This is a genomic window from Candidatus Obscuribacterales bacterium (genome assembly GCA_036703605.1).
Classification (GTDB): Bacteria; Cyanobacteriota; Cyanobacteriia; order RECH01; family RECH01; genus RECH01.
Map to the genome: position 1 here is coordinate 1 of DATNRH010001030.1, position 2,886 is coordinate 2,886.

The 2,886-nt window shown below is 55.7% G+C and carries 2 protein-coding genes; both read left to right on the plus strand.

All coding sequences use genetic code 11. The annotated features are described in order from the left end of the window. Positions 1-1,863: PAS domain S-box protein (locus V6D20_21015; protein HEY9818262.1), on the plus strand; the 1,863-nt coding region annotated here is incomplete at its 5' end. 6 nt (positions 1,864-1,869) lie between these two features. Next, on the plus strand, positions 1,870-2,886 hold a 1,017-nt coding region (locus V6D20_21020), incomplete at its 3' end, for a diguanylate cyclase (protein ID HEY9818263.1).

Consider the following 2,886-nt stretch of genomic DNA (forward strand, 5'->3'; position numbering starts at 1 on the left):
CAACGGGCTCTAGTTGACCTACGTCAGGCTAAGGCCGAGCTTGAGCAGCGGGTGGACGAGCGCACCACCGAGCTGCGCCGGCTCAACGATGATTTGCAGCAGAGTGAATTAACCCTGCGCAGCTTTTTTGATAGTGCCGTCATGCCCATGGGCATTGTCGAACTGCACGGTAACGATATTGTGCACCTGTCTGACAATGGGGCCGCCGCCGAGTTTTTTGGCACCACTCCCCAGGCCATGCAACATCGGTTGGCTAGCGACCTGGGGATACCGGTAGCCACCATCGAGCGCTGGATCGCCTACTACCGCGAGGCCGAGCGCACCCAGGCCCCGGTGCGGTTTGAATATTGCCACGACGATCCAAAGGGCGCGCGCTGGCTGTCGGGGAGTGTATGCCCAATTGCGGTAAGCTCCAGCGGGCGATCGCAGTTTTCGTACATTGTCGAAGACATTACCGATCGCAAGCAGGCCGAAGCGACCCTGGCCCGCCGCGAAGAACAACTGCGGCTCACCATTGACTTTACCCACATTGGCACCTGGGACTGGGATCTTCGTCAGGATACCGTGATCTGGAATGACAACCACTTTAAGCTGCTGGGCCTCGACCCTCCCACCACTGCCGATCCCTACCAAAGCTGGCGCAGCGCCATTCACCCCGATGATTTAGCTCGCGTGGAGCAGGCTCTGCAAGATGCTCTACACCAGCACACCGATTACGAAACCGAGTACCGGGTGTTTCACCCCGACGGTACCCTGCGGTGGCTGGTGGGCCGAGGGCGCGGCCTGTATGACGCAGACCAACAGCCGATTCGTATGTTAGGGGTGATTATTGACATTAGCGATCGCAAACAAGCCGAGCAAATTCAAGAATTTCAGGCGGTAATTACCCGCAACATGGCCGAAGGTATTTGCGTGGTCAGGGCCGACAATGGCATCATTGCCTACGCCAACCGCAAGTTTGAGCAAATGTTTGGCTACGAACCCGGTGAGCTAGATGGGCAACATGTGTCGATCGTCAATTATGATACCGCTACCGTCAGTGCTGAAGCCGTCAACCAGGCCATTCGCCGGGCAGTTTTAGACAACCAGGAGGCCACCTACGAGGTGTACAACGTCAAAAAAGACGGCACGCCGTTTTGGTGCAGCGCCACAACCTCAGTCTTTGCCCATCCGGAGTATGGTGTAGTGCTGGTGGCCGTGCAGCAAGACATTAGCGATCGCAAAGAGTCTGAGGCCAAGCTCCAGGCCTCGCTTAAAGAAAAAGAGCTGCTGCTCAAAGAGATTTATCACCGCGTCAAAAATAATCTCCAAGTGATCTACAGCCTGCTCAACCTCCAGTCTCGCAACGTGTCTGACCCGGCGGCTCTATCGGTACTGCGCGATAGCCAAAGCCGGATCAGGGCCATGGCCCTGGTACATGAAAAGCTTTACAAATCCCCAGACCTAGCCCGCATCGATCTGGCCGACTACATCCAAAGTCTGGCCTACAGCCTGCTCGAAACCTATCGCACTGGCGGCCACCACATCACCCTACGGCTAGAGATTGAACCCTATAGTTTAGACATTGAAACCGCCCTGCCCTGCGGCCTCATGCTCACCGAGCTGATGTCCAATTCGCTTAAGTACGCCTTTCCTGGCGGGAGATCTGGCGAAATTGCCATCCTCTTATCGGTGAGCCCCGACCACCAAATTTCTCTGCGGGTACAAGACAACGGGGTGGGCCTACCCGACGACTTTGATTTGCAGCATATGTCGTCTTTGGGGCTGAGTCTGGTGCAAAATCTGTCTAAACAGATTAAAGGGAGCGTCGTCGTTTTGCCCCAACCCGTCGGCTCTGCCTTTCACATCACTTTTCCTGTGTAGGTTCCTATGGAAAAAAAGATCATTCTGGTCGTAGAAGATGAGGTTGTAATCGCCATGGATCTCCAGGCGACCCTGATTGAGCTAGGCTACGGTGTACCTGAGATTGTCACCTCGGGCAAGGCGGCTATTCAAACCGCCCTGGCGCTGCGCCCCGATCTGATCTTGATGGATATTCACCTGAATGAGTCTCTAGACGGCATTGATGCTGCTACTGAAATCACTAAAACCCTGGATATTCCAATTATTTATTTGACCGCCTACGCCGATGAAGAAACCCTTAAACGGGCCAGCCTTACCACCCCCTTCGGCTACATTCTCAAACCCTTTGAGGCCCGAGAGCTGAGCGCCAATATTGAAATTGCCATCTATAAACACCAGCTCGATCAAACCATTAAAGACAATCGCCGCTGGCTGCTCGCCGTGCTCAACAGCATCAGCGAAGGTGTCGCTGCCAGCGACACCAAAGGCCTGATTAAGTTTATCAACCCGGTGGCCGAGGCTCTCACCGGCTGGTCGCAAGCCGAGGCCGTGGGGCGATCGCCCGCCGAGGTGTTTCATTTTATTGACGAGGTCACCCGCAAGCTGATCGAAAACCCGCTGCTAAAATCCCTAGAGGAAGATAGGGTCGTATCCCGACAAGAGCTTGTGCTGCTGCGCGCTAAAACGGGAGCCGAAACCCCCGTCGTAGACAGTACCGCCCCCATCTACAACGACCGAGGCCGGGCTGAGGGTGCAGTTATGGTGGTGCGCGACAGCACCGAACAGCGCCGCATGGAAGCGCATCTTGCGCACATCGCTCTACACGATGACCTCACCCAGTTGCCCAACCGCACCCTGTTTTTAGACCGTCTGCAGCAGGCGATCGATCGACACCAGCGATCGCCTGCTGTTAGCTTCGTGGTCATGCTGCTCGATCTCGATCGCTTCAAAACCATCAACGACACCCTTGGGCACCTGCTCGGCGATCAGCTCCTGATCGACGTGGCCCAACGATTACAGACCTGTCTGCGCGCTATGGATACC